Annotated in this window: 19 protein-coding genes; 7 read left to right on the forward strand and 12 right to left on the reverse strand. The window is 71.4% G+C overall.

What is annotated here, in order from left to right; genetic code table 11:
• The first annotated feature begins 40 nt into the window (after positions 1–40).
• From FH610_RS33955 to FH610_RS33965, 3 genes are all read left to right on the forward strand, one after another.
• Positions 41–1,906, forward strand: a complete 1,866-nt coding sequence (locus tag FH610_RS33955) for a sigma factor-like helix-turn-helix DNA-binding protein (RefSeq protein ID WP_139579318.1) — start codon at positions 41–43, stop codon at positions 1,904–1,906.
• A gap of 54 nt (positions 1,907–1,960) precedes the next feature.
• On the forward strand, positions 1,961–3,088 hold the full coding sequence (locus tag FH610_RS33960) for a cysteine--tRNA ligase (RefSeq protein ID WP_139579319.1): 1,128 nt from the start codon (positions 1,961–1,963) through the stop codon (positions 3,086–3,088).
• A 735-nt stretch (positions 3,089–3,823) separates the two neighbouring features.
• The gene (locus FH610_RS33965) at positions 3,824–5,662 is read left to right on the forward strand and encodes an HNH endonuclease signature motif containing protein (protein ID WP_139579320.1); all 1,839 of its coding nucleotides are present in this window, start codon (positions 3,824–3,826) and stop codon (positions 5,660–5,662) included.
• A 35-nt stretch (positions 5,663–5,697) separates the two neighbouring features.
• On the opposite strand, the gene rraA is transcribed toward FH610_RS33965, so the two are convergent.
• Positions 5,698–6,186 (reverse strand): ribonuclease E activity regulator RraA, encoded by a 489-nt coding sequence (rraA, locus tag FH610_RS33970; RefSeq protein WP_139579321.1) that lies wholly within the window; start codon positions 6,184–6,186, stop codon positions 5,698–5,700.
• A 441-nt stretch (positions 6,187–6,627) separates the two neighbouring features.
• On the opposite strand from rraA, the gene FH610_RS33975 reads away from it, so the two are divergent.
• Positions 6,628–6,885, forward strand: coding sequence for a hypothetical protein (locus FH610_RS33975; RefSeq protein ID WP_139579322.1), 258 nt, complete (start codon positions 6,628–6,630; stop codon positions 6,883–6,885).
• A gap of 52 nt (positions 6,886–6,937) precedes the next feature.
• On the opposite strand, the gene FH610_RS33980 is transcribed toward FH610_RS33975, so the two are convergent.
• From FH610_RS33980 to mshB, 4 genes are all read right to left on the reverse strand, one after another.
• Positions 6,938–7,786, reverse strand: a complete 849-nt coding sequence (locus FH610_RS33980; RefSeq protein WP_240809363.1) for an MBL fold metallo-hydrolase — start codon at positions 7,784–7,786, stop codon at positions 6,938–6,940.
• Between the two features lie 263 nt (positions 7,787–8,049).
• Positions 8,050–8,487 carry a hypothetical protein gene (locus FH610_RS33985; RefSeq protein ID WP_139579324.1) on the reverse strand — a complete coding sequence of 146 codons (438 nt, stop codon included), beginning with the start codon at positions 8,485–8,487 and terminating at the stop codon, positions 8,050–8,052.
• Positions 8,488–8,554: 67 nt separating this feature from the next.
• A complete protein-coding gene (locus tag FH610_RS33990) occupies positions 8,555–8,986 on the reverse strand; it encodes a DUF6113 family protein (RefSeq protein WP_139579325.1) in 432 nt (143 codons plus the stop codon).
• A 9-nt stretch (positions 8,987–8,995) separates the two neighbouring features.
• The gene (gene mshB, locus FH610_RS33995) at positions 8,996–9,901 is read right to left on the reverse strand and encodes an N-acetyl-1-D-myo-inositol-2-amino-2-deoxy-alpha-D-glucopyranoside deacetylase (RefSeq protein ID WP_139579326.1); all 906 of its coding nucleotides are present in this window, start codon (positions 9,899–9,901) and stop codon (positions 8,996–8,998) included.
• Positions 9,902–9,943: 42 nt separating this feature from the next.
• Between mshB and FH610_RS34000 the strand changes: the two genes are divergently transcribed.
• Positions 9,944–12,022 carry a DPP IV N-terminal domain-containing protein gene (locus tag FH610_RS34000; RefSeq protein ID WP_139579327.1) on the forward strand — a complete coding sequence of 693 codons (2,079 nt, stop codon included), beginning with the start codon at positions 9,944–9,946 and terminating at the stop codon, positions 12,020–12,022.
• A gap of 5 nt (positions 12,023–12,027) precedes the next feature.
• Here FH610_RS34000 and FH610_RS34005 read toward each other — a convergent pair whose 3' ends face one another.
• Entirely contained in the window at positions 12,028–13,788 is a 1,761-nt protein-coding gene (locus tag FH610_RS34005; RefSeq protein ID WP_139579328.1) for an ABC transporter ATP-binding protein, read from the reverse strand.
• Positions 13,789–13,790: 2 nt separating this feature from the next.
• A complete protein-coding gene (locus tag FH610_RS34010) occupies positions 13,791–15,509 on the reverse strand; it encodes an ABC transporter transmembrane domain-containing protein (protein WP_139579329.1) in 1,719 nt (572 codons plus the stop codon).
• Positions 15,510–15,608: 99 nt separating this feature from the next.
• On the opposite strand from FH610_RS34010, the gene FH610_RS34015 reads away from it, so the two are divergent.
• On the forward strand, positions 15,609–15,842 hold the full coding sequence (locus tag FH610_RS34015) for an RNA polymerase subunit sigma-70 (protein WP_079316659.1): 234 nt from the start codon (positions 15,609–15,611) through the stop codon (positions 15,840–15,842).
• Positions 15,843–16,400 (forward strand): Clp protease N-terminal domain-containing protein, encoded by a 558-nt coding sequence (locus FH610_RS34020; RefSeq protein ID WP_139579330.1) that lies wholly within the window; start codon positions 15,843–15,845, stop codon positions 16,398–16,400.
• Between the two features lie 19 nt (positions 16,401–16,419).
• On the opposite strand, the gene FH610_RS34025 is transcribed toward FH610_RS34020, so the two are convergent.
• The 5 genes from FH610_RS34025 to FH610_RS34045 form a co-directional block, all read right to left on the reverse strand.
• The gene (locus FH610_RS34025) at positions 16,420–16,770 is read right to left on the reverse strand and encodes an STAS domain-containing protein (protein WP_139579331.1); all 351 of its coding nucleotides are present in this window, start codon (positions 16,768–16,770) and stop codon (positions 16,420–16,422) included.
• 118 nt (positions 16,771–16,888) lie between these two features.
• A complete protein-coding gene (locus FH610_RS34030; RefSeq protein ID WP_240809364.1) occupies positions 16,889–17,335 on the reverse strand; it encodes an STAS domain-containing protein in 447 nt (148 codons plus the stop codon).
• A gap of 187 nt (positions 17,336–17,522) precedes the next feature.
• Positions 17,523–18,263: a succinate dehydrogenase/fumarate reductase iron-sulfur subunit gene (locus tag FH610_RS34035; protein ID WP_139579333.1), complete on the reverse strand. Its 741-nt coding sequence runs from the start codon at positions 18,261–18,263 to the stop codon at positions 17,523–17,525.
• Positions 18,260–20,191, reverse strand: a complete 1,932-nt coding sequence (locus FH610_RS34040) for a fumarate reductase/succinate dehydrogenase flavoprotein subunit (RefSeq protein WP_139579349.1) — start codon at positions 20,189–20,191, stop codon at positions 18,260–18,262. Before FH610_RS34040 ends, FH610_RS34035 begins: the two co-directional genes overlap by 4 nt.
• 86 nt (positions 20,192–20,277) lie before the next feature.
• Complete coding sequence (locus FH610_RS34045; RefSeq protein WP_240809365.1) at positions 20,278–21,081, reverse strand: succinate dehydrogenase cytochrome b subunit; 804 nt, start codon at positions 21,079–21,081, stop codon at positions 20,278–20,280.
• Positions 21,082–21,357: the final 276 nt, after the last annotated feature.

The raw sequence follows: 21,357 nt of genomic DNA on the forward strand, positions 1-21,357 counted from the left end.
TCTGAACTGCGGATATATTCCCCTTGCCGGTTGGACCTGCATGAACCTCAGCCTTAGCGACATCGTGCCTCCGCTGCGCTGGACCGCGCCCAGCCAGGTAGAGCCGATCGCGAGCGACCCCGGTCTTCCCGACGCGTGGTGGCAGGCGCTTCCCCTCGGCCGGGCCTGCGCGGCAGTGGGAACCGGCCAGGTCGCCTCCCGGCTCGCCGACCTCACCACCGCCTGCTGGTCGCACCTGGTCCTCGGCGACGTCCTCCCGCTGCTGAGGTTCACCCACCCGGAGGAGAGCCTCCAGACGCCCGGCCCCCGGGAGAGCGTCCACGACCTGTACGTCGACGTGATCGACAAGCTGCTGGCCACGGAGCCCGCACAGGAGCCGGCCGGGGCGGCGGTCCCGCCGGCCCTTCCCGAGCGGCCGATGCCCGAGGTCATCGACGAGATCTTCGCCCGGCTGGACGACCGCCAGCGGGCGATCGCACGCGACCGGCTCTACTTCGACACCTCCCAGCCTCCGGGCCAGGCCCAGCGGGCCACGCTGGACGAGCTGGCCCAGCGCTTCTCGGTCACCCGCGAGCGGATCCGGCAGATCGAGCGCGACCTGCGCGACCACGTGATGGACTGGCTGAACGGCCCGTCCGCCGCGCCGCTGAACGCCCACCTGTCCTGGCTGCGCACCCGGCTGGGCTCGGCCGTGCCCGCCGACGACGTCGCCGCCGCCGTGCCGTGGCACCGCACCGAGCTGATCACGCTCGCGATCCCCGCCTGGCGGTTCGTCCGTACGCTGCTGACCGGGTACGAGCAGGTGGACGGCTGGCTGGTCGCGGGCGGCGCGGACGAGCTCAGGGAGAAGACGCGGCAGCTGTTCGCCGACGGCCCCCGGCCGCTGGAGGAGGCGGTCTCCCTCGTCGCCCAGCTCGGCATCCGGGAGGACGTCGCCGAGCGCTGGCTGGCGTCGGTGCCGCACCTGCGGGTCATGGACGGCCACGTCGTCCCCTGGCCGCGCAGCATGGGCGACAAGGCGGAGGCCGTGCTGGCGGTCGCCCACGCCCCGCTCACCCCCGAGGACATCCAGGGTCGCATCGGCGAGGACTACAGCATCGTCGGCATCCGCAACCAGCTCGCCTCCGACGACCGGTTCATCCGGCTCGACCGCAGCAAGTACGGGCTGCGGCGCTGGGGCGGCGACGAGTACCTCGGCATCCGGGAGATGATCATTCGGGAGATCGAGCGCGCGGGCGGCGAGGCGTCCGTGAGCACGGTCGTGGACAACCTGACCTCCCACTACGACGTGAGCGAGAGCTCCATCAGGGCGTACGCCGGAGGGCCCGGGTTCGAGCGGACCCAGCGCGGCTACATCAGGGTGGCCGCCCAGGACCAGGCCGAGCCGTACCAGCCGCGCCGGGACGTCTCGATGACCCGCCGCTGCTTCCGCAGCAGGGACGGCCGCTGGTGGCACCGTGTCGACGTGAACGCCGAGCACCTGCGCGGCTCGGGCTCCCCGCTGCCGACCGGCTTCGCCGCGCACCTCGGCATGGCGCCCGGCGGGCAGCTCACCGCCTCCACCGCGTCGGGCGAGGTGGTGATCAGCTGGCACAACCAGCCGACCATCGGCTCGATCAGGAACCTTCTCGCGGAGTACAACGCGTCCGAGGGCGACCACGTCTTCCTCACGGTCTCCGACGGCGGCGAGCTGCTGACCCGCTTCCTGCCCACGGCGGGGGCCGGGCTGCCCGCGATCAACCAGGCGCTGCACCTGATCGGGTACACCGCTCCGGTGGCGTCGGAGGCCGAGGGCCTGCGTCTCATCGGCGCCCGCATCGGCCTGCCCGAGGGGGCCGTCCGCGAGGATGTCCTCGACCGCCTGCGCGAACGCGGCGACCGCGACATCATCCGCTTCCTGACCTGATTCCGGCTCAGGGGCCGGGGCGGGGATGTCGGGGGCAGCACGTAGGCTCGGAGCATGTTGCGGCTCCACGACACCCTGACCCGGCAGGTCGTGCCCGTCGCCCCGGCCGGTTCGCGGATCCTGCGGATGTACACCTGCGCCGCGCACGGGCCCGCCGGCCTCGCCGACCTGCGACCCGCCCTGCTCGCCGACCTGGTCCGCCGCGTCGCCGAGCGCGCCAATCTGCGGGTGCTCGCCTGCCGCAACGTCTCCGACCTCGTCCACCGAGACGACGGTGACGATCATGACGCGAACGGCGCGTCTCTCGACGCCGACACGCTCGCGCTCAACATGCGCGCCCCCGAGCATTCCCCCCGGACCAGCGAGACGATGGGCCTGGTGATCGAGCTCATCGGGCGGCTCATCGAGCGCGGCCACGCGTACGCCACCCCGGAGGGGGCGGTGTTCTTCGACGCGGCGTCCTTCCCCACGTACGGCGAGATCTCCGGCAAGCCGGGCTCGGCGTCCGACTGGCCCCTGTGGGAGCCGGTGTCGCCATCCCTGGGGCGTTCGGCCGGCGGCGACGCCGGAGCGGCCTGGGACGCGCCCTGGGGCCGTGGTCTCCCCGGTCGCGACGTGGAGTGCTCGGCCACGCCGCTGCGGTTCCTCGGCCCCCACTTCGACCTGTACGTGGGCGGAGCCGACCTGTGCTTCCCCCACCACGAGAGGGCGCGGGCGCAGTCGAACGCCGCCACAGGTCAGGAGGCCGTCGCCCACTGGGCGCACTCCGGGCACCTGCTGTTCGAGGGCCGCCCGGCCGGCACCGGGCACGTCGTGCCACTGTCCGGCGTCGTCGCCGCCGGTCTCGATCCCCTCGCCGTACGGCTGGCCCTGCTGGAGCACCACTATCGGCGGCCGGTCGATCTCACCTGGGACGCTCTTCGCGCCGCCGACGAGGAACTGCGGCGGCTGCGGCGGCGGGTGGCCGAATGGGCGGAGTCACCGAGCCGCCCGATCGACGACGCCCACTCCGAGCGCGTTCAGCGGGCGCTGGACGACGACCTCGACACGCCCGGGGCGCTACGCCTGCTGCGCGACCTGGAGGCCGACGAGTCGGTCACGCCGGGGTCCAGGTTCGAGACCTTCCTCCACTTCGACCACGTGCTCGCCCTCGACCTGCCCGCCGACATCGGCCGCATCTGACGGCACTTCTCACGCCTGAACGGGCCGGTGGGCCGGTCCAATCAGGCGTGAACGGGCCGGCCTGTCCGCTTCTCGCGTAGCGACGGCCGGCCCGGCAGCGGGTCCACGTCTGGCCCGTAGGCAGGCGGACGCCGCGTCAGCGCCTGGCATGTTGGACGGCCCCGGCAGCCACCTTCGCTCCTTTCCCGCACGCTCGTCTGCCCTGCCCTGCCCTGCCCTGGCGCCCGAGCCCGTAACCCGCGGGGCGTTGAACGCGGCTGTGAGAGGGACACCCCGGACGGCCGGCCCTCGCGGGCCTCAAGCGCGCGGCCGGACAGCTCGACCTGTCGCTCCAACAATTCGCTGCTCACCGGGTGTGCAAGGCATGGTGGCGTGAAAGAATTCATACAAGTATTCGAATCCAGCGAGGAGGGCTTGGTGGATCTCTTCGCGATCGATCCTGACCGCTCTCGTCGTTCGAACAACACTGACGGCGACTGGTGGGACCGGTTGACCGCTGACTCGCCGTTGTGGGCGTCCAGGGACTCACATTCCTGCGACTGTGGAGCCGAAAACGAGGAGGTCCCGGGCGCCGCCGGCAGCGAGACCGCTGACAGTGATGCCGCTGAGGACGGTGCAGGTGCCGCGGATGGCTCGGGAGCCGGTCCTTGTGGATCAGGTGCCGGTCGGGGCCGATCGTCGTGGGTGCTGGTGGGTTCTCTTCGTGAGTCGGCGCAGGCGTTGGCGTTGGCGCCGGTGCCGGACGATGTGGATGTCTGTCTTGCCGAGGCTGAGGAGTTGCTGTTCGCGCGTGATCGGATCACGTGTGCTCTTGCTGAGCGGGTGGGGCGGGTGCATGGTGCGGGGCGGGCCAAGCGGCATGGGCATGCCTCGACCCGTAGTTGGTTGCGCACCGCCGGAGGCATGAGCGTCGCGGGGGCGGGGCGTCTGATCATGCTGGCGGTGGAGTTGGCGCGTCTGCCTCGGGTGCGGGAGCGGTTCGCTGCGGGTGGGTTGGCGGCGGGGGTGGTGGAGGCGATCTGCGCGGCCACCGCGCAGTTGAGTGATGAGCATGCGGGGTTGGCTGAGTCGATTTTGCTGGAGTTGGCGGGTCAGGCGGGTGCGGCGGAGGTGGCCAAAGCCGGGCGTTATCTGCGGGCGGTGCTGGATCCCGACGGTGAGGACCGCGATGAGCGGGCCGACTTCGGGCGGCGGTTTTTGAGGGTCCGCCCGACCAGGGGTGGGGGCGTGGAGGGGGAGTTCTACCTGCCGCGTGAGGCGGCCGCCCGGCTGCGGGCCCTGCTGGACGCCTATGCCAAGCCGCGCGCAGAAGGGGACGACCGGCCGTTGCGGGTCCGGCAGGCGGATGCGTTCATCGCGTTGCTGGAGCAGAAGATCGCCGCTGAGCTCCTGGTCCTGGTCACCGCCGAATCCCTCCCCACCGACCCCGAACCCGCCGCCGCCGAACCCGCCGCCCCCGGCCCCGACCACCCCGGCCCCGACCATCCCGGCCCCGACCATCCCGAAGACATTGACGACGCCCACGACGCCCACGACGCCCAGGACGCCCAGGACGCCCAGGATGCCGAGGACGCGGAGGGCGCCGAGGCCGACGAGGACGGCCGCGACCGCCAGGGCACCGTTGCCACCGGTGACACCGGAAGCGCTGACGATCCTGGCGACGTCGAAGATGCCGGTGGCTGTGCCCTCGGCGAGATGGGCGGCCCCTGCGATGTGGGCAGCACCGGCGCTGCCGCACCTGCCCAGGATGAGCGCCTGTGCCATCCTGCCGACCCCGCCGACTACGACGACTACGACGACTGCGGTGACGCCGGGGCAGATGCCGGTTCACCTTCGCAGACAGCGCGGCCTGATCCTCCTCCCGAGGATGCCGCTGCGCATCACGCCCACGCCGGGCATCGGCCTGCGGGGGACTGTCGGCATGCGCAGAGCACGCCCCAGGACAACGGCGACATGCGCTGTGGACAGTGCCGCCAGGAGCCGGGCCGCCGCCAGGAGCCAGGCTGCGATGGGCAAGGCTGCGATGAGCAGGGCCAGGCTCAGCAGGACGCGGATGACCAGGGCGTGTGCGGGTGCGGCGGCGAGGCGCGGTGCTCGTGTGCAACGGGGACACCACCGGGGAGGCTATCGGGAACAACGCCAGGAACGCTGCTGGGGGCGGCGCCGGGGGTGTTGCTGGCGACCGGGCAGATGCTGCCGGTCTCCAGCGTGCACCGCCTTGCCCGCACCAGCACCCTGGTCCGCCTGGTGATGGACGCCGAGGGGCAGGTGCTGGACATGGGCCGCAAGGTCCGCCTGGCCACCCCCGCCCAGCGCAGGGCCGTGTTCGCCCGCTACGCCACCTGCTGGATCGACGGCTGCCCACTGCCCGCCACCATGTGCCAGATCGACCACGCCGACAACTGGAGCAACGGCGGGCTCACCGACCTGAAGCTGCTCGGACCGGCCTGCCAGTTCCACAACCGCGACCGCTACCGCCACCCCGACCGCTACACCCGCCGCAAAGCCGGCACCGACCGCTGGGCCTTCACCTACCAGCCGACCCACATCAAGGTCCGGCGGCTACGTATTTAGCGGGCCGGGTGGCGGCACGGACAGTCGCCGGGAGCTCAGATGTCGAGGCGGTGGTCGCTGACAAGGATGCCGTCCTCGTCGCTGTAGAGCCACTCTCCCGGAGCGAAGGTCACGTCCCCGAAGGTCACCGGGACGTCGATCTCCCCCAGGCCGGTCTTGGCGCTTTTGCGAGGATTGGCGCCGAGCGCCTTGACGCCGAGGTCGAGGTCGAGGTCGGCCAGCGCAGCCGTGTCCCGTACCGCGCCATAGATCACTACGCCCGCCCAGCCGTTCTCCACCGCCGAGGTCGCGATCATGTCGCCGAGCAGCGCCGTGCGCAGCGAGCCGCCGCCGTCGACCACCAGCACCCGGCCCTCGCCCGGCGTCGCGAGCACCTGCTTGACGAGCGCGTTGTCCTCCAGGCAGCGGACCGTGGAGATCTGGCCGGAGAATCGCGCGCGTGAGCCGTACGAGCGGAACTGGGTGACGCAACTGCGCAGCGCGTCGCCGTGGGCGTCGTAGAGATCAGCGGTCGCGAAGCTCATGGCCGCATTGTGCCAGGGCCGCCGGTGCCGCTTTCCGGCGGCACCTTCGACACGCCGGCTGGGCCGGGGCCCGTTGCCGCCGCTCGGAAATGCACGGTTCGCCATTCCGTAAATTCCTTGATTACCCGAGCAGAGCCCTCCGGGAAAAGAATGCAGGCGTGCATGATGTTTCGCGCTTCCGTCTGCTTTCGCTCGCCGTGCCGCGTCGCCCGTGCCGGGCGGTACGGGCATGCCCCCGATTGAGGAGCAGGCCGTCCTGAGCGGGCAGGGGCCGAAGACGGTCAGGGGCATCCGCGTGCCGGAGGGCGGCTGCATCGGGGCGGCGAACCGGCGCGCGATGGAAGGACTCCCGCCCGACGCCGAGTCGCTGGTCGTCCGGCTGGGCACGGAGGCGTACGACAAAGCGCTCACCGATCCTCGGGTGAAGGCGGTGAACGCGGCGTGGAGCGCCTGCATGAAGAGGGCCGGCTACACCTACGCGACGCCCGGCGGGAACCGGGTGACGAGCGGGAGGCGGCCACCGCGGCGGCGGACATGCGCTGCAAGCTGCAGGTGGATTACCTGACCGTGCGGCTGACGACGGAGATCGAGGCCCAGCAGACGATGATCGAAACACACGGCCCCGAACTCCGGGCGTTCCGGCGGCATCTGCGGACGCGACTGGCCAACGCCGCGGCGATGCTCGGAGAGCGGCCGTAGCCACAGCCGGAACCGCAGCCGCCCTCCCGCAAGCGCCATCCGGGCCGTCCCGTCAGGGCAGCGTACGGCTCTCGCCGACGGCGAGGTCCCACAGGTCGGCGGGGTCGAGGCCGCGTGACTCCCATACGGCGCGGGCCTCGCGCACGGGCTCCAGCAACGGCTCGCCCGACAGCACGAACGTCCCCCAGTGCATGGTGGCCATCCGCCGCGCGCCCACGTCGAGGCAGCCCTGCACGGCCTGGGCGGGGTCGACGTGGGAGACCTTCATGAACCAGCGCGGCTCGTAGGCGCCGACCGGCATGAGAGCGAGGTCGATGCCCGGATAACGCTCGCCGATCTGGGCGAACCGCTCCCCGTAGGCCGTGTCGCCGGCGAAGTAGACCCGGCGCTCGGGGGAGGTGAGCACCCATCCGCCCCAGAGGGTGCGGCAGGTGTCCCAGAGCGTACGGCGGCTCCAGTGGTGAGCCGGGACGAAGTCGAACGTCACGTCGCCGAGGCGAGCCGACTCCCACCAGTCCAGTTCGGTCACGTCGCGGAAGCCGCGCCGCCGGAACCACCCGCCGAGCTTGGCGGGCACGAAGACGGCCGTGTCCCTCGGCAGACGGCGGATCGTCGGCGCGTCCAGGTGGTCGTAGTGGTTGTGGCTGATCACGATCGCGTCGACCTCGGGCAGGTCGGACCAGGCGACTCCAGGAGGGGTCAGCCGCTGGCGCACACCGGGGATCTTGCGGGACCACACCGGATCGGTCAGCACGGTCAGCCCGCCGATCTGGAGAACGAACGTCGCGTGGCCGACCCAGGTCACCACGGTCTCGGTCGCGGCGGCGCGGGGCAGGCCGACACGGTGGACGGGAATCTGGTCGCTGTCACCGATGTCGGGCCGCAGCTGCCCGTGCCACATGACACTGGTGACCTCGCGGAAGTCCGGAAGAGGGGCGGTCAGCCTGTCGGCGAAGCTGGACGGCCACCGGCGGGGTCCGGCAGGCCGAACAATCGGCGCACTCGGCGCTTTCGGAACGGGAGAAACGGGGATTTCTGGCGCCTCAGGGCTTTCCGGTTGAATCGTCTGCGACATGGGGAACTCCCTTCCGCTCTCCATGATCCCCGCAGAGCCGAAAATATTCCTCCTACGACCGGTCGATTCCCTCCATGTTTCCTCCGCCTTCAGATGGAACGCGATCTCCTCCACCTTCTCCTCCACCAGGGATGCACCCGGGGATAACCACCGTCGTCCAGGCCGGCCATCCGTTCGAAAAGGTTCCACGAGGCCGGATGGCCGCAGACGGCGTACGAGGCGGCCGAGGCGAGCACGTACAGCACGAGCATGGGCAGGCCGACGCAGAACGCGTACTGGGAGGCGTGGCGGGACTCGTGGTCGAGCAGGCAGCCCGTGAGATAGCCCTCCCCGTGCTTGGTCAGGATCACGTTGCCCACGGTGAACGCCCCGGCGACGGGAAACGGGATGCGGTAGCCGTGCGCGTAGACGAGACCCCGCTCCCCCCTGCGGGTGCGGGCTCCGCCGATCCGCGCGATCAGCAGCCCGAGGGGCGTGGAGAGGTTGACGTAGTTGATGACCTGCCGGACCCGGTGCGACCGCCGCATGTCCCCAGGATCGGCGAGGGGCCGCGCCTATACAAGCACGGGCAAGCACGGGCAAGCACGGGCAAGCTCAGACCCGGCCGTACGACCTCAGCAGCCACGAACCGGCGGACCGGGTGACGACCACGGCGGCCGCGACGGCGACGGCGCCGCCGTACAGGTACCAGTAGCCGGCGGAGTTGCCCGCGATGGCGAGGTCGCCGGCCCGCTGCGGCGTGGCCAGCAGGAACGACACGAGGAGCCAGCCGGCGGCGGGAACGAGCGCGCCCAGCTTGCTGCCCATCATCCAGCCCATGACGTACGGCACGGCGAACAGGGCGACCAGCCAGGCGATCGCGGCGACCGGCACCTGCCCGGCGTACCACGCGTGCTGGAAGCCCCCGACGACGCCGAGCACCACGCCCAGCAGGAAGAGCACGCCGTACGCCGCACCGGTCACGGCCCCGGCCAGCGGGCCGGGAGCGTCCTCGGTCTCGACGGCGACCTGCGTCTCCTGGGTCATGCCGCCAATTTAGCCGATGCCGGCGAACAGGTCGGTCTCACGGTCGTAGGGCTCGCCCAGGCCTCCCACCTCGGGCGGGGCGCCGATGGCGGGCTTGCCGGGGACCCCGGCACGCAGGATGAAGTGCTCGATCCCGAGGGCCTGCTGGCCGACGTTGTTCGACAGCGCGAACCACGGCGCGTCCACGGCGATCTGCGTCGCGTGCGCCCGCATCGCGTCGAGCTTGGCCTCCACGTAGGGCCGGGCGTCGATCTCCGTCGTCACGTCCTCGTCGGCGCATCCCGGCATGTCGTCGATCGACTCAGGCACCCAGAAGTCGACGTCGGCCTCGCGCATGGTCTCGATGGTCCGCCGCAGCACCGACTTGGGCATGGCGGTGAGGTAGAACTTGGCGATCCGCCACGGCTCACCGCCGGGGAACGCGGGGTCGGCGGCCAGTTCGAAGGCCCGCCAGGAGACGCGGTGCGCCTGGATGTGGTCGGGATGGCCGTAGAAGCCGTTCTCGTCGTAGGTGACGAGGACCTGGGGCCTGACCTCGCGGATCACCTTGACCAGCTCGCCCGCGGCCTCGTCGAGGTCGGCCCGCCAGAAGCAGCCGGGGCGGTCGTTGGTCGCCGCGCCCATCATGCCCGAGTCGCGCCAGCGGCCGGCCTCCCCGAGAAAGCGGTGATCGGTGACGCCGAGCGCCTTGCACGCGGCGGCCAGCTCGCCGATGCGGTACTGGCCGAGCGTGTCGTCCCTGTCGGCGGCGTGGTGGGCGAGCTCCGGGGGAATGACCTCGCCTTCCTCCCCCAGGGTGCAGGTCACGAGCGTCACGTGCGCCCCCTCGGCGGCGTACTTGGCCATGGTCGCGCCGGTGCCGATGGACTCGTCGTCGGGGTGGGCGTGCACGAGCAGCAAGCGACGGTCAGTCATGCCTCCGAGGGTAGTGCCCTCGTGCTGGCAGTATGAGGAGCTATGACGGAGAGCTTCCCACGGTTGCATGCCAGGACCCGGCGGTTCACCCTCGGGGTGCCGCGCAACTTCACGATCTCCCCTGACGGCGGTCGGGTGACCTTCCTCAGGACGAGATCGGGCGCCGACCCGGTGACCTGCCTGTGGGAGCTGGACGTCGCGTCCGGAGCCGAGCGGCTCGTCGTCGATCCCCTCGCTCTGGGCGCCGCCGACGAGGACCTGCCGCCGGAGGAGCGCGCCCGCCGCGAGCGGTCGCGGGAGTCGGCGGGCGGCGTGGTGGCGTACGCCACGGACCGGGAGGTCCGGCAGGCCGTCTTCGCGCTGTCTGGCGACCTCTACCTGGCTGGTCTCGCCTCGGGCGAGGTGCGGCGGCTCCCGGCGGCCGGGCCGGTCATCGACCCCCGGCTCGACCCCACCGGCGCGCGGGTCGCGTACGTCACGGGCGGCGCCCTGCACGTGCTGGAGATCGCCACCGGCGCGGACACCCCGCTCGCCGAGCCGGAGAGCGAGCTGGTCACCTACGGCCTCGCGGAGTTCATCGCGGCCGAGGAGATGGAGCGGATGCGCGGCTACTGGTGGTCGCCCTCCGGCGACCGCCTGCTCGTCTCCCGGGTGGACGAGTCTCCGGTGCCCCTGTGGCACATCGCCGACCCGGCCAACCCCGATCGTCAGCCCGTCCCGCAGCGCTACCCCGCCGCCGGCACGGCCAACGCCGAGGTCACGTTGCACGTCATCGGCCTGGACGGCGCGCGTACGGCGGTGCCGTTCGAGCAGGAGTACCTGGTGACGGCGGCCTGGGACGCACACGGCCTCGCGATCGTCACGCTCTCACGGGACCAGCGGACGATGCGCCTGCTGTCCGTCGGCCCGGACACCGGCGAGACGACGCTCCTGCGCGAGGACACCGACCCCGCCTGGGTGGACATCGTCACCGGTGTCCCGGCCCGCCTGTCCGACGGGACGCTCGTATGGGTGGCCGACGCCGACGGCGGCCACCGCCTCGTGGTCGGCGACGAGCCGGTCACGCCGCCGTCCCTGCAGGTGCGCGCGGTGCTCGACGTCGACGGCGACACCGTGCTCTTCCAGGCGAGCGGCGAGCCCACCGAGATCCATCTGTGGACCTACGCGGCGGGCACCATCAGCGCCGTCACGACCGAACCGGGCGTCCACTCCGGCCGCCGGGCGGGCGGCGTGACGCTCGTCGCCCGGCAGAGCCTCGACACCGAGGGAACGACGGTTTCAGTCGGGGCAGTATCGATCAGGTCCCTCGCCGAGCGCCCAGGACTGGAGCCGCGCGTGTCGCTCGTCCGGGCGGGCTCGCGCGAGCTGTCCACGGCGGTCCTGCTGCCCTCGTGGCACGTGCCCGGCTCGGGCCCGCTGCCCGTCCTGATGGACCCGTACGGCGGGCCGCACGCCCAGCGCGTGCTGTCGGCCCGGCGGATGTTCCTGGAGTCCCAGTGGTGGGCCGAGCAGGGCTTCGCGGTGGTCGTGGCCGACGGGCGGGGCACGCCGGGGCGCGGCCCGGCCTTCGAACGCGAGACGCTGCACGACTTCACGATCTCGCTGCAGGACCAGGTGGACGCCCTCCAGGGCGTGGCGGCCCTGCACCCGGGCGACCTCGACCTCTCCCGGGTGGCGATCCGGGGCTGGTCGTTCGGCGGCTACCTCGCCGCGCTCGCCGTGCTGCGCCGCCCCGACGTGTTCCACGCCGCCGTCGCCGGGGCGCCGGTCACCGACTGGCGCCTGTACGACACCTGCTACACCGAGCGCTACCTCGGCCACCCCGACGAGGGGCACTACGAGCGCTCGTCGCTCCTCGCCGATGCGGAGAAGGGAGACGCGGAGAAGGGAGACGCCGAGAAGCTGGAGCGCCCGCTTCTGCTGATCCACGGCCTGGCCGACGACAACGTGGTCGCCGCGCACACGCTGCGGCTGTCGTCGGCCCTGCTCGCGGCCGGCCGCCCGCACACCGTGCTCCCGTTGTCGGGCGTCACCCACATGACCCCGCAGGAGGTCGTCGCGGAGAACCTGCTGCTCCTGCAGCTCGACTTCCTCAAGAAGTCGCTGCACATCACCGGTTGACGGGACTACCGGGCGGTGCCGTGCCAGCTGTCCCACAGCGCGGCGTAGGCACCGCCCGCCGCCACCAGGTCGTCGTGGGAGCCCAGTTCGCTGATCCGGCCGTCCTCCACCACGGCCACCCGGTCGGCGTCGTGCGCCGTGTACAGCCGGTGCGCGATGGCGATCACCGTACGGCCCTCAAGCACGGCCGCGAGCGACCGCTCCAGGTGGCGGGCGGCCCGCGGGTCGATCAGCGACGTGGCCTCGTCCAGGACGAGCGTGTGCGGGTCGGCCAGCACCAGCCGGGCGAGCGCGATCTGCTGCGCCTGGGCCGGGGAGATCGCCGTGCCGCCCGAGCCCACCGCGGTGTTCAACTCCTCGCCGGATCCATCGCCCAGGGCCGCCACCCACTCCCAGGCGTCCACGGCCTCCAGCGCGCGGCGCACCTCGGCGTCCGAGGCGTCGGGCCTGGCGATCAGGAGGTTGTCGCGCAGCGTCCCCCGGAACACGTGGTGCTCCTGGGTGACCAGGGCGACGTGCCCGCGCAGCTCGTCGAGCGGCAGCTCGACCAGCGGCACCCCGCCGACCGTGACCGACCCGCTCCCCGGCGCGTGCACCCCGGCGATGAGGCGGCCCAGCGTCGACTTGCCCGCCCCTGAGGGCCCGACCATGGCCAGGCGCTCCCCCGGGCGTACGTCGAGGTCGATGCCGTGCAGCACGTCGCGGCCCTCACGGTAGGCGTACCGCACGCCGCTGACCTTCAGCTCCTCCCCCACCGGCCGGGCGTCGCCCGCGACCCGGTCGTCGGGCACGTTGGCCACGCCCAGCAGCCGGGCCATCGAGGCCCCGCCGACCTGGAGCTCGTCCACCCACGAAAGCAGCCGGTCGAGCGGGTCGATGAGCTGCTGCACGTAGAGCGTGGCGGTCGTCACCTGGGCCACCGTCACCCAGCCTTCGATGGAGAGCAGCCCGCCGATGAGCAGGGTCGCCACGACCGGGACCACGTAGCCGAACTCGACGGCCGGGAACCACACCATGCGCAGGCCCAGGGTGTACCGCTCGGCGGCGAACGACCGGGCGATGTCCCGGTCCGTACGGTCCCGGCGGCGGCCCTCCAGCCCCAGCGCCTCGATCGTGCGGGCACCCTCGACGGTCTCGGCCAGGCCCTCGGTCATGTCGGCGTACGCCGCGTTCTCCCGCAGGTAGCCGTCCCTTGCGCGGTTGAGATACCACCGGGTGGCGCCCCACAGCAGCGGCACGGCGACCAGCGACGGCACCGCCATCACCGGCCCGACGAGGATCACCGCGCCGACCACGAAGGCGCCGGTCACGACCGCGATCAGCGTCTCGGGCACGGCGTGCCGCACGCTCCGGGACAGCGCGTCCACGTCTCTGGACGTACGGGTGATGAGGTCGCCGGAACCGGCCCGCTCGACCGTGGAGAGCGGCAGCGCGAGCACCCGGCCGACGAAGTCCTCCCTCAGCTCGGCCAGCACCTTCTCGCCCAGCCGCGACGACGCGTACACCGCGAACCTGATCAGCACGGCCTGCGCGACCACGAAGGCGGCGATGGTCAGGGCGACGGCGTCCACGCGCAGGTCGGTCCGGCCCTTGGCCAGGCCCTCCACCAGGTCGCCGAGCATGCGGGGCGCGACAAGCCCGGCGACCGCCGCCAGCGCGTGCAGGGCCAGCGCGAGGCCCAGCTCGCGGGGATACTTCAACGTCAGCCGCCGCGCGTAGGCGCGCACCTGCGCCCTGTCGGCGACCGGCAGGATCTCGCGGGCCATGCTCAGTCTTCCCCTCGCGTCAACTCGCGTGTGACGGTGGCCCGGTAGGCGGGCTCGGTCTCCAGCAGCGCCCGGTGGCTGCCCTCGGCCCGTACGACGCCGCCCTCGACGTACAGCACGTGGTCGGCCCGGTCGAGCACGAGCGGGCTGGTCGTGCAGACCAGAGTCGCGCGGCCCGCCCGCGCCTTGCCCAGACGTTCGGCGACGCGCGCCTCCGTGTGCGCGTCGACGGCGCTGGTGGGCTCGACCAGGATCAGGATCTCCGCGTGGGCGAGCAGCGCCCGGGCCAGCCGCAGCCGCTGCTGCTGACCGCCGGAGAACTCGCGGCCCGACTCGGCCACGTGCGCGTCCAGGCCTTCGGGCAGCGCCGCCACGATGTCCTCGGCGCACGAGGCGTACAGCGCCTGGCGGACGTCCTCGTCGGTGGCCGTTCCCCGCACGTCGAGCTCGTCGCGCAGCCGTCCGGTGAACAGCCGCGCGCCGTTGTCGGCCACCAGGATGTGCCGCCTGGCCTCGGCGAGCGGCAGCTCCGCCAGCGGCGCGCCGCCGACCGTGACGTCGCCGGGGGCGAACCTGCCCAGGCGGTCGGCGATGGCGATGGCGTCCTCCGGCGCGGCCGCCGCGAGCGCCGTCAGCCGGCCGGGCCGGACCTCGACGCCCGACTCGCCGTCGCGGAGCATGCCCGGCAGCGTGTTCGGTCCCGCGGAGAAGCGGCCGTCGCCGCCGGTGATCTCGGGCTCCAGCGACAGGATGCGGCAGACGCGGCGCGCCGCCACGTGCCCCTTGGTCACCTTGTCGGCGGCCTCGGTCAGCGTACGCAGAGGCGCGATCAGGAAGACCGCGTAGCCGTAGAACGCGACGAGCTGGCCGGGCGTGATGCGGCCGTCGAGCGCGAAGCGCGCGCCGAGCCAGGTCACGCACGCGATCAGCACGCCGGGCAACAGGATCTGGGCGCCCTCCAGCAGGGACTCCACCGAGGCCACCCGCACGCCCGCCTGCCGCACGCGCTGCGATTCCTCGCGGTAGCGCGCGGCGAAGACCTGTTCGCCGCCGACGCCGCGCAGCACCCGCAGGCCGGCCACGATGTCGGCGGCCCTGGTGGCCAGGTCGCCCTGCAGGTCGCGCTGCTCGTGCTGGCGCCGGTGCAGCGGTTTGAGCAGAGGACCCACCGCGGCCGCCATCAGCGGCACTCCGACCAGCACGACCAGGCCCAGCGGAACCGAGGTGGCGAGGAGGATCACGGTCACCGCGACGATGGCGACGGCCGCGCCGGTGCCGCGCAGGAGGATGTCCATGGCGTTGCCGATGTGCGCGATGTCCGAGTTGCCCACGCTGACGACCTCGCCCGTCGACAGGCGTTTCGGCAGCGTCGCCCCGAGCCTGGCCGCCTGCCGTACGGTCACCTGCACGGTGCGGTAGGCCGCCGACAGCCAGGCGAAGACGGCGAAGCGGTGACGCGTGACACCGGCGACCGCCTGGACCACGCCGAGGCCGAGCACCACCGCCGACCACCTGAGCAGCGTGCCCGTGTCCCGCGCGGCCATCGCGTCGATCGCCTTGCCCAGGGCCGCCGGCACGAGCGCCTGCCCCAGCCACCACAGCACCGCCAGGCCGGCTCCGGTCAGCATCGGAGCGGCCTGGCCGCGCGCCACCCACCACAGGTAGCGCAGCGGCCCGCGAGCGTCGGGACTGCCGGGATCGGCCACAGGAAGAGAGCGCATGGTCGTTCCAGACTCGCAAATACGCAGGTCGAGGGGCAAACCGTTTTCCCTGCGTCAACCGTGGTTGACATATAGAGGTTGTCAACCTATGTTGACGACATGAGCGATACGGCACAACTGGCGAGCGACGCCGGCAGCCGCGATCCGGCCGTCGGCCTGCGGGCCGTACGGGCCCTGCGGCTCCTGGTGGAACGGCTCGAAGCGCTGCAGGTGGAGAACGCACGCACCGCGGGGTGGTCGTGGCAGGACATCGCGCTCCTGCTCGGGGTGTCCCGGCAGGCGGTGCACAAGAAGTACGCGGGCGGGCGAGGACTGCTGAGACGGGAGAAGTAGATGCTGGAAAGGTTCACCGACGACGCGCGGCAGGTCGTCATACACGCCAACGAGCAGGCCAGGGAACTCCGGCACGGGCAGGTGGGCACCGAGCACCTCCTGCTCGGCCTGCTGAGCCGCCCGGAGACGCTGTCCGCCCGGCTCCTCGCGGCACGGGGCGTCGATCATGAGCGGGTGCGGGCGGAGGTCGTCCGGATCCTCGGCGACGCCACGGGCGGGGACATCGACGCCGAGGCGCTGGAGACCATCGGCATCGACCTGTCGGCCGTCCGGGAGAGGATCGAGGAGGTCTTCGGCGTCGGGGCCCTCGACCGGGAGCCGCGCCGCGGCCGTCGGGGGGTCCTCGTCAGCGGGCGCCGGGCCCCGTTCGGCCCCCGGGCCAAGAAGACGCTCGAACTCGCGCTGCGCGAGGCCGTCGCGCTCAAGAGCAGGGACATCCGCGACGGGCACATCCTCCTCGGCGTCATCCGGGAGGGCGAGGGCCTGGGTGTCCGCATCCTGACCGACGCCGGGGTCGACCTGTCCGAGCTCCGGGCGGAGGTCAGGAGCGTCCTCTGACCGGCGTCAGCCGTCCGTGTCAGTCGTCCAGGGCCGCCAGGGCGTCCGCGAGGGTCTCGTAGATGGGAAACGCCGCGTGCAGCCCGGTCACCGTGAGGATCCTCCGGAAGACGCCCCGAACGCCGGCGAGCTTCATGAACCCGCCCGCCTCCACGGCGCGGTCGTGCGCCTCCAGAAGAAGGCGCAGTCCCATGGAGTCGCAGAAGGTCAGCTCGGAGGTGTCCACGACCAGCCGGGTGCCGCCCTCCTCCGACAACTTGCCGAACAGGGTGCGCAGCCGCTCGCCGGAGATCACGTCCAGCTCGCCGGTCAGAGTGACGAGAGTGTGCGTCGCCTCATGGCTCACCGTGACGCCAAGTCTCGTCGTCATCGCCTGTCCTCGTGCCGAAAGATCTTCCTGGTCAAAGATCTACAGAGAAGTTACACCTCTACTTACCCCGCAAGGCAGAGGGAGGCAAGAAGGACGGGACGGCGGAGGCCAGTAGTGATCAGCGGTCGCCGGCGATCTCGTACAACCCACCGGGATCGGAGTCCGAGTCGGGCTCGCCGCCGGACCGAGGGAGGCGCGGGCCGGCGTCCGCCGCGTGGCCGAGCGCCTCGGCGACCGTCGGGTGCTGTTCGAACACGTTGCGCAGGCCGGTGATCGTCAGCACCCGGCGCAGCACGCCCTGCACGCCGCTCAGCATCAACCGGACGTTCAGGGCCTGGCCGCGCTGCAACGCGGAGATCAGCTCGCTCAGCCCGCGCGAGTCGCAGAACTCCAGCTCGGCGACGTCGATCACGAGGACGGACGTCCCCGACGACTCCCAGACCCGATGCAACTCGTCGTGAAGCAGGTGGACGGTGCCGGCGTCGAGATCGCCTTCCACTCGCACGACGACGGCCGCGCCGTCGACTGCGGACGCGACCTTCAAGGTGGAACGTGGACCGGTCACGGGCATGCTCACTCCCTCGCCTGCGGGGACACGGCAGGCGTGTTACGCCAACACAAATCACACGTTACCCGGGAGGAGAGGTGATTATGTTCCGGCAGCGACGACACGACCGGCGCGCGGTGTGGATCCGTGTGGATCGGAGTGGATCGGAGTGGATCCGCGCGCCGGCCGTGCGTTCACTCGGGTGTTACTTGGAGGCGGCCTTGAGGTAGTCGGCGTTCATCTGAGCGATCGTGTCGAACGGGATGCCCTTGGGGCACACCGCCGTGCACTCGCCGGTGTTGGTGCAGCCGCCGAAGCCCTCGGCGTCCATCTGCTCGACCATCGCCCTGGCGCGCGACTCCCGCTCCGGCTGCCCCTGCGGCAGCAGGCTCAGGTGCGTGATCTTCGCCGCGGTGAACAGCGAGGCCGAGCCGTTCGGGCAGGCCGCGACACAGGCGCCGCAGCCGATGCAGGTCGCGGCGTCGAAGGCGGCGTCGGCGTCGGCCTTCGGCACCGGGACGGAGTGCGCCTCCGGGGCGGACCCGGCGGGAACGGAGATGAAGCCGCCCGCCTGGATGATCCGGTCGAACGCCGACCTGTCCACGACGAGGTCCTTGACCACCGGGAACGCCGCGGCCCGCCACGGCTCGATCGTGATGACGTCGCCGTCCTTGAAGTGCCGCATGTGCAGCTGGCAGGTCGTGGTGAGCTTCTGCTCGCCGTGCGCGACGCCGTTGATGACCATGCCGCACATGCCGCAGATGCCCTCGCGGCAGTCGTGGTCGAAGGCGACCGGGTCGTCGCCCTCCAGGATCAGCCGCTCGTTGAGGACGTCGAGCATTTCCAGGAACGACATGTCCGGAGAGACGTCTTCGACCCGGTAGGTCACCATCCGTCCCTTGTCCGACGAGCCGTTCTGCCGCCAGATCTTGAGGGTCAGGTTCACTTGTAGCTCCGCTGGGTCATCTTGACGTACTCGTAGTTCAGCTCTTCCTTGTGCAGGACCGGCCCCTCCGGAGTCCACTCCCACGCGGCGACGTAGGCGAAGTTCTCGTCGTCCCGCAGCGCCTCACCGTCCGCGTCCTGCGACTCGGCCCGGAAGTGACCGCCGCACGACTCCGTACGGTGCAGAGCGTCGACGCACATCAGCTCGGCGAGCTCGAAGAAGTCGGCCACCCGGCCGGCGCGTTCGAGCGCCTGGTTGAGCCCCTCGGCGTCGCCCGGCACCTTGACGTTGTTCCAGAACTCCTCGCGCAGCTCGGGGATGCGCTCCAGCGCCTTGCGCAGCGACTCCTCGGTGCGCTCCATGCCGCAGTAGTCCCACATGATCCGGCCGAGCTCGCGGTGGTAGGAGTCGGCGGTGCGGTTGCCGTTCACGGACAGGAGCTTGTCGATCTTGTCCTGGACGGCCTTCCTGGCCTTCGCGACGTCGCCCTCCTCGACCGGCCCGAACGCGCCGGCCCCGGCGAGGTAGTCGCCGATCGTCGTCGGCAGCACGAAGTAGCCGTCCGCGAGGCCCTGCATGAGGGCGGAGGCGCCCAGGCGGTTCGCGCCGTGGTCGGAGAAGTTGGCCTCGCCGACCACGAACAGCCCGGGGATGGTCGACTGCAGGTCGTAGTCCACCCACAGCCCGCCCATCGTGTAGTGGACGGCCGGGTAGATGCGCATCGGCACCTCGTACGGGTTCTCGCCGGTGATGCGCTCGTACATCTCGAAGAGGTTGCCGTACTTCTTCTCGACGGCCTCCCGGCCCATCCGCCTGATGGCGTCGGCGAAGTCGAGGTAGACGCCGAGCCCGCCGGGACCGACGCCGCGGCCCTCGTCGCAGACGTTCTTGGCGGCGCGGCTGGCGATGTCACGCGGCACGAGGTTGCCGAACGCCGGGTAGATGCGCTCCAGGTAGTAGTCGCGCTCGTCCTCGGGGATGTCGCCGGGAGCCCGGTCGTCGCCCTTGAGCTTCGGCACCCACACCCGGCCGTCGTTGCGCAGCGACTCCGACATCAGCGTCAGCTTCGACTGGTGGTCGCCGCTCTGCGGGATGCAGGTCGGGTGGATCTGCGTGTAGCAGGGGTTGCCGAAGTAGGCGCCCTTCTTGTGCGCCCGCCAGATCGCCGTGGTGTTGCAGCCCTTGGCGTTGGTGGACAGGTAGAACACGTTGCCGTAGCCGCCGCTGGCGAGCACGACCGCGTCGGCGAGGTGGGTCTCGATCTCGCCGGTGACCATGTCGCGGACCACGACGCCCCGGGCCCGGCCGCCGCTGACGATGAGCTCCAGCATCTCGTGGCGGGTGTGGACCTCCACGTTCCCCTCCGCGACCTGCCGCTCCAGGGCCTGGTAGGCGCCGAGCAGGAGCTGCTGGCCCGTCTGGCCGCGGGCGTAGAAGGTGCGCGACACCTGGGTGCCGCCGAACGACCGGGTGTCGAGCAGGCCGCCGTACTCGCGGGCGAACGGCACGCCCTGCGCCACGGCCTGGTCGATGATGTTCACGCTGACCTGGGCGAGGCGGTAGACGTTCGACTCGCGGGCGCGGTAGTCGCCGCCCTTCACCGTGTCGTAGAACAGCCGGTAGACGCTGTCGCCGTCGCCGCGGTAGTTCTTGGCGGCGTTGATGCCGCCCTGCGCGGCGATGGAGTGGGCCCGCCGGGGCGAGTCCTGGTAGCAGAACGACTTGACCTTGTATCCCAGCTCGCCGAGCGTGGCCGCGGCGGAGCCGCCGGCCAGGCCGGTGCCGACGACGATGACGGTCAGCTTGCGCTTGTTGACCGGGTTGACCAGCTTGGCCTGGAAACGGCGCTTGTCCCAGCGGTCCTCGATCGGGCCCGCCGGGGCCTTGGTGTCCTGGATGGGGTCGCCGACCCGGTAGTGCCCGACGATGGCCGGCTCTGCGCCCCGGCTCTCCCGCTGGACGTTCTCCTGCCGGTTCTCCTGCTGGTTGTCTTGCTGGGCGCGGCGGCGGAACTTCACTTGACCACTCCGATCAGGATGCAGACGGGCGCGGAGACGAACCCGAGCACCAGCACCGCGGAGACCGCGACGGCGGTCGTCTGCAGCGTGCTGCGGACGCGGGGGCGGCGGGTCAGGCCGAGCGACTGGAACGCGCTCCACAGGCCGTGGCGCAGGTGCAGGCCGACCATCGCCATGGCGACGAGGTAGAACAGCGCCACCCACCAGCGGTCGGGCTGGAAGCCGGCGATCATCCGGTCGTACGGCGTGGCGTCGCCGCCCTTGGGGTTCACGGTGCCGAAGGTCATGTCCAGCAGGTGCCAGATCACGAACAGCACGATGATCACGCCGCCATACCGCATGGTGTGCGTGGCATACCCGTTGGCCTGCGACTTCCGCTTGGCCGCGTACTTCACGGGCCGCGCCTTGGCCGCCCGGCGGGCGAGCGACACCGCCGCCCACATGTGCAGCACGACGCAGACCACGAGCACGATCTCGGTGATCGTCAACAGGGTCCGGTTCGGCAGCGCGGGCGAGCCCACGGTGCGCAACCAGTCGGCGTAGTGGTTGAAGGAGTCGGCGCCCAAGAAGATCTTGAGGTTGCCCAGCATGTGGCCGATCAGGAAGAGCACGAGAGCCGCGCCCGTGACGGCCATGACGGCCTTCCTGCCGGCCGAGGTGCCGAGCAGGCCGCGACGGGAGGGCGTACGCGGCGCGGGCCCGACGGGCTTACGAGGTGCGTCATGCGTGGGAACCGGAGCGGTCGCCGAGCCGCGATCCACGGAAGCGGAGTCCACAGAGTGGTCAACAGTGGCAGTCACGAATGCACACGCTAGGTTCGTGCTGTTCAGACGTCCAAGTCATGACAGGTCTGGTTTCGATAGCCCCCGGCTATGCGCTCTGTCCCGCACGGTTTCCAAGAGTCGAAGGTCCCGAGGGTGTGCGACGAATTTCACATCGCGTCCACACAACGGGGGCGCATCGAGCCGACTTTGGCGATAGCCCTAGGCTATTGAATGTGCAGCTCCAGCAACTGGCCTACTTCATGGCCGTGGCCGAGGCGCGGCACTTCACTCAGGCCGCGGAGCGGATGCGGG

This window comes from Microbispora catharanthi (assembly GCF_006334915.2).
Taxonomy (GTDB): Bacteria; Actinomycetota; Actinomycetes; order Streptosporangiales; family Streptosporangiaceae; genus Microbispora; species Microbispora catharanthi.